7 protein-coding genes are annotated in these 5,554 nt (G+C 64.4%); 3 read left to right on the forward strand and 4 right to left on the reverse strand.

Annotated elements, in window-relative coordinates; genetic code table 11:
• Positions 1-306 precede the first annotated feature (306 nt).
• Complete coding sequence (locus tag ACXWUF_RS17415) at positions 307-603, forward strand: DUF5710 domain-containing protein (protein WP_458495885.1); 297 nt, start codon at positions 307-309, stop codon at positions 601-603.
• Positions 604-634: 31 nt separating this feature from the next.
• Positions 635-967 (forward strand): DUF3301 domain-containing protein, encoded by a 333-nt coding sequence (locus ACXWUF_RS17420; protein ID WP_458495886.1) that lies wholly within the window; start codon positions 635-637, stop codon positions 965-967.
• Here ACXWUF_RS17420 and ACXWUF_RS17425 read toward each other — a convergent pair.
• The 4 genes from ACXWUF_RS17425 to ACXWUF_RS17440 form a co-directional block, all read right to left on the reverse strand.
• Complete coding sequence (locus ACXWUF_RS17425; RefSeq protein ID WP_458495887.1) at positions 892-1,260, reverse strand: hypothetical protein; 369 nt, start codon at positions 1,258-1,260, stop codon at positions 892-894. The genes ACXWUF_RS17420 and ACXWUF_RS17425 overlap by 76 nt on opposite strands.
• Positions 1,261-1,449: 189 nt before the next feature.
• Complete coding sequence (locus ACXWUF_RS17430) at positions 1,450-3,222, reverse strand: EAL domain-containing protein (RefSeq protein WP_458495888.1); 1,773 nt, start codon at positions 3,220-3,222, stop codon at positions 1,450-1,452.
• Positions 3,223-3,225: 3 nt separating this feature from the next.
• Complete coding sequence (locus ACXWUF_RS17435; protein ID WP_458495889.1) at positions 3,226-3,825, reverse strand: response regulator; 600 nt, start codon at positions 3,823-3,825, stop codon at positions 3,226-3,228.
• A gap of 327 nt (positions 3,826-4,152) precedes the next feature.
• Positions 4,153-4,467, reverse strand: a complete 315-nt coding sequence (locus ACXWUF_RS17440; protein WP_458495890.1) for a response regulator — start codon at positions 4,465-4,467, stop codon at positions 4,153-4,155.
• A gap of 382 nt (positions 4,468-4,849) precedes the next feature.
• On the opposite strand from ACXWUF_RS17440, the gene ACXWUF_RS17445 reads away from it, so the two are divergent.
• A partial coding sequence (locus ACXWUF_RS17445) for a response regulator (RefSeq protein ID WP_458495891.1) occupies positions 4,850-5,554 on the forward strand: 705 nt, incomplete at its 3' end.

The following is a 5,554-nucleotide window of genomic DNA, read 5'->3' on the forward strand; positions in this document are numbered from 1 at the left end:
CTGAAAGACATATCTTGGGTAGAGCGAGCGAAACCCATCACCCTGTGTCCGGCTCGATGGGTTTCGCGAGTACGCTCTACCCATCCTACAGGTATGTCTTTTCCTGGAAATCGCCTTAATGGAGTGAAGCGAGAACCAGGGCAATCGCGCTATGTAGGAGGCGGCTGTTTTTCCCTCTCCCAAAGGCGAGAGGGAGATAGTGCGATTGCCCTGAGCGAGAACTCGGGAACAAGCGAATCAGCCCTCCAGCGATTACAATAACCGCCCTCGCAACGATGGCGCCCTCGCGCAGAATCCCTCACCACCATGGCAGCAACTCCCCACACGTATCTCTCCGTGCCCTACGCCGAAAAAGACCAAGCCAAGGCGCTGGGCGCGAAATGGGACACCTCGCGGAAAAAGTGGTATGTCCCGGCAGGCTTGGACCTGGGCTTGTTCACCCGCTGGAACAGCGGCGACGCGCCCCCACCGAACGCGAAACCCAGCGCGTCCTCCTCAACCAGCGCCGGATTCGAAACGGGCAAAGCCGTGCCGGGCTTTCGCAGCGAACCCCGGCGCGGGGATTTCATCCCCTATGCCGGCGACGCCCCGCCCTGGGAATGAGTCGGCGGTTCCCCACCATTCCCAAGCTCCCATGACCACCCTGGAAATCGTCATTCCCTTGGCGCTGGGCGGACTCGCCTGGTTCTGGTTCGACAGCTTCGCGGCGCGGGAGGCGGGCCTCCGGGCCGTGCGCCAAGCCTGCGAAGAGGATGAGCTGCAACTGCTCGACGAGACCATCACCCTCGCCAGCCTGAAGCCCCAGCGCAACGAGGAGGGCCGAATGGCCTGGGCGCGGGTGTATGAATTCGAGTTCACCACCACCGGGGACAACCGCCGCCGGGGCCGGGTTCATTTGCTGGGCCATCGGGTGGTGCTGTTGAATATGGGGCCGCGCTTGGTGGCGTCCAATTCAAGGTGGGATTGAATATATACTGCGTTCAGCCACAAACTGAACATCTTGCCCCTTCTCCCTCTGGGAGAGGGTTGGGGTGAGGGGGGATTAGAAAATCCAGGCGGCAGGAGCAGCATCGTCATCTGGACGATCAGCACCATGCCGACCTTGCTGTCGGACAGCGGCCCCAGATAGACCTGGGCGGCGGCAATGCAGCCCCGCCACACGGCGAGGCAGGCCGCCACCCGCCCGCCGTGGGATAGGCGCTGGCGGAACCAGACCAAGGCCCAGGCCACCGCCAACAGGCCCAGTTGCACAGTGAACAAGGGGGGGCCAGCACAGCCAGAAGGCCCGGCTCACGGAAATCGCGGCGGCGGGCGTCACCAACCAGGCGAAGCCCGATATCAGCTCGTTCAGCGTGCGCTCTCGCAGCCCGTCGAAGTCGAACGGGGCGCCAGCTTTTTTTCTTTCATGACGGATCGCGGCCCTAGTGCCGAATATCCGCCGCGTTGCGCTTAGGGCGTGCCACGGGTTCCCAGCCAATCAATCAACTCTTCAACCGGCAGGGTGGCGCCGATCAGCGGACCCTGCATCCGCCCGCACCCGAGGGAACGGGCCAGGGCCATGTCCTCCGGGGTTTCCAGCCCCTTGGCCACGGTCTTGAACGCCAGAATCCGCGCCCGCTCCAGACTCAACGTCAGGAATGAGCGGGAAATTTCGTCGGCGGCGACCCGCAGCGTGTCGCGGCTGAGCTTTAGCTGGCTGAAGCCGATGCGCTTGAGGCGGTCCGGGGACGATCCCTCCGGCCCGAAGTCGTCCAGCGCGAACCGCGCCCCGGTCTTTAACAAGCGTGCGGCCCGGTCCTTGGGCATCCGCTCGAAGGCCATGGCGCCCGCCTCGGAAATTTCCAGAATGACCCGCCCCGCCGACATCTGGGCGGCGCGAAGGCTGGCCTGGATGAATTCGGGCAACTGGGGCTGCATGAGCCAGACTGGCGAGAGGGGCACCGCCACGTCCAAGGGGAATCCCGCCTCCGCCAGTTGGGCGCCGCCAAACAGCGCCTTGCTGAACAGCAGCTCCGACAAGGAGCCGATCAGGTCGTGCCGCTCCGCCAAGGCCAGGAACACGGGGGCGGACACCAAGCCATGCCGAGGGCTTCGCCAGCGGGCCAAGGCCACCACCGCCACGGGCTGCCGACTGACGACGTCCGCCTCGGGCTGGAAAAGCACCTCGAACTCGTCGAGCAGGATGGCTTGGCGGATGTCCTCGGCGGACAGCGGATCATCGGCGACGGCCCTGGGCGGAATCCCCGGAGGCTTGGCCGTGGCGGCCTCGAAGTCCACCAAGGCGGACTCCAACTCCGCAAACAGCGCCCCGGCACCCGACCCGAGACCGCTTCGCGCCACCCGCTCCAATTCCACGGCCAAGCGGGCGAAGCGGTCGGCCCCCAGGCTGCGGCCCGAGGATTTCAGCTTATGCATGATGTCCGCCACCCCGGCGCCATCGCGCCGCCGCAGGCAGCGGCCCGCCTCGCCCAACTCCCGCCAAGCCACGCCGACGAACAAATCAAGCAGTTCCCGCGATGGCTCGATGGCGGCGGCAACGACCGTCGCAGGCTCTGGCCCCGCCCCGGCCAGCCAATGCCGCAGCGTGGCGCCGAGGGTGTCCAGCTCGACGGGTTTGAACAATATCTCGTCCATGCCAGCGGCGCGGCAGGCACCCCGCGCCTCGGGTGCCGCCGAGGCGGTGATGGCGACGATGGGAATGCGCCCGCCCTGGAGACGCTCCTGCTCGCGCACGGCGCGGGCCAGTTCGCGGCCATTCAGTCCAGGCATGTTGAGGTCGGCCAGAATCAGTCCGTAGTGGCCGGTTTGCCAGCGGATCAACGCCTCGTTGCCGTCCCCGACAATGTCGGCGGCGTAGCCCAGCAGTTCAAGCTGCATTCGCAGCACGGTTTGGTTGGGGGGATGGTCTTCCGCCACGAGGATGCGGCGGGGGGAGGAAACGGACGGCGTGCGTGATTCGGCGGCGGCGGGCAGGGCGTCGCCCCACCGCGACCGCGACTCCACACTGGCCTGGGGCGGTGCCAGCCAGGTCTCCACCAGCGCCATCAAAGTCCGGCCCGCCTCCTCAGTTTCCCGGACCTGCGCCCGGCTCGGCTCGTCCAGCCCGGGATTCAGCGCCAGCAATTGGGCATGGCCGAGGATGACGTTCAGCAGCGCCCGCAGCCGGGCACCGCCACCGGCCCGACCGTTCTCAGACGCAGGGTCGGCCTCCGGTGCGTTCATGGGTTATCTCCCCCGCCGGGCCACTGTTTTCTTTTGCATGTGATGCTGGACCACCGGACGCAGGGCCGCGAAGGGGATGGGCTTGGGATACACGGGAAGATCGGGCGGCAGGCCACCCTGGGTCTCGATCTCCTCCGCCGTCAGCCCCGTGACGACGATGATGGCGCCGGGCGCGGGCGCTTGGCGGTAGAGTTGGCGGATCATCTTGAAGCCATCCATGCCGGGCATGGACAGGTCGGCGAGGATTAAATCGGGCGAGTGCCGCCCCGCCAGCATCAAGCCCTCGAAGCCGTCTTCGGCCATCAGCAGGGTGGCGGGCAATTGCCATTCGGAGAACCGGAGCCGGTATAGCTCCCGCTCCACCGGGTTGTCCTCCACAATCAGCACGGTGCTGGGGGGCGGGGCGTTGGCGAAGCCCAGCGAGGCCGATTGCTCGGCCCGCAGCTTGTCCACCGCTTGGCGGGAGATGCGACGGTGCCCGCCAGCGGTCTTCCAGGCGGGCAGCACGCCGGTTTCCACCCACAATTGGATGGTTGTCAAAGCCACCCCCAGCAGCTTCGAGGCTTCCCTGGTGGTTAGAAACTCTGTCTGCTCGTTAAGCATGGTTGAACTATCCAACATTTTTATGATTTTCAATCGTTATATGATTTGGCCGGGAATACAAGCGCCTATTATTGGCGCTTGGAAAATATTTTGCCGCCCTTGAACGCGAGACCCAAACCCCGCCCGCCATGGCGCAATATTCAAAAGTGGCGCATTTTAGCTTAAGGCAGCCGTCTAGTTTTTTGGCAGTACCTGAATTCGCTGAATTTACCGATTCGCGGATGCGCTGCCCCTCACCGGACTCCCGTAGGTCGGACATGTACTCGTGCCCGACGCCATCGCCCGGAAGTCATGTCGGGCATGGAATACATGCCCGACCTACGCGGCTTAAGCATCGCCTTGGGCCGCCCCCCGCTCCGGCAGCCACCGCGCCAGCACTTGGCACAGCAAGTCCCCCACGATGGGCTTGGCGAGATGGTCGTCCATGCCAACGGCCAGACAGGCGTCCCGATCCGCGGGCATGGCGTTGGCGGTCAGGGCGATGATGGGAATGGGCGGCCATTGCCGTTCGGTTTCACGGCTCCGCCAGGCGTGGGTGGTTTCGATGCCATCCAGGTTGGGCATTTGGCGATCCATGAAAACCAGGCCGTAGCGGGCCTCGCCAAGCGCGGCCAGGGCTTCGAGTCCATCGGTGACATCCAAACCAAGGCGCCCCAACATCGCCACGGCCCTTGCGGCTGATGGCGTCGTCCTCCACCAGCAAGGCCCGCCGACCGGCATAATTGGGCAGCGGCGACCATGAAAACACCTTAAGGCAACCTATACTCGAAACAGCCACAAACTGAACTTTTTAATCCCCCCCCCACCCCAACCTCCCTTCGGCCACGCTCAGGACAGGTCTCCCAGAGGGAGAGGGAGCAAGATGTTCAGTTTGTGGCTGAACGCGGTATATATCGACCCGCTGATTCCCATGCCCCTAAATCGCTTAATCTTTGTATGAGCGTTTATACTATCTCAGTCGAATACCGGACAAAACAGCACCCCTTCCGGTTTACGGCCTCCTGAGTAGAATGGCCCCACTCGAATGCGCATCCTGATTGTTGACGATAGCAAAATCAGCCGAAGAACCCTTGAAGCCGTGGCGTCGAACTGGGGATACGAGGTGCTTGGCGCGGACACCGGCGAGGAAGGCTGGGAGATCGTGCAACGGGAATCGCCCCGGCTGGTCATCACCGACTGGATGCTGCCGGCCATGGACGGGCCGACCCTGTGCCGGAAAATCCGGGCCAGCGGTGCCCGGCATTATGTCTACATCATCCTGCTGACCGCCCGCGAGGACAAGCAATCCCTGGTGGACGGCATGGGTGCCGGGGCCGACGACTTCCTACGCAAGCCGGTGGATTTCGAGGAGCTTCGCGCCCGCATCCGCGCTGGCGAGCGGATGCTGAATCTCGAACAAGCCCTGCACCTGCAAAATCAGCGATTGACCGACATGGGCGATCAACTGCGGGCGGCCCACGCCCAGATCGACCGCGACCTGGTCATGGCGGGCAAGATGCAGCAAAACCTTCTGCCCCCGCGCCACACCTTCATCAGCGAGGTGCTGTTCGAACGGATGTACTGCCCCTCGACCCACGTCTCCGGCGACATCATCAACTTCTTCCGGCTCGACGAGCGGCACATCGGCTTCTACACCATCGACGTGGCCGGGCACGGCATCGCCGCCGCCATGATCTCCTTCACGCTCAGCCGACTGCTGGCCCCCGACATCAACCGGGGCTGCCCCTTG

This window comes from Methylomagnum sp. (assembly GCF_054333355.1).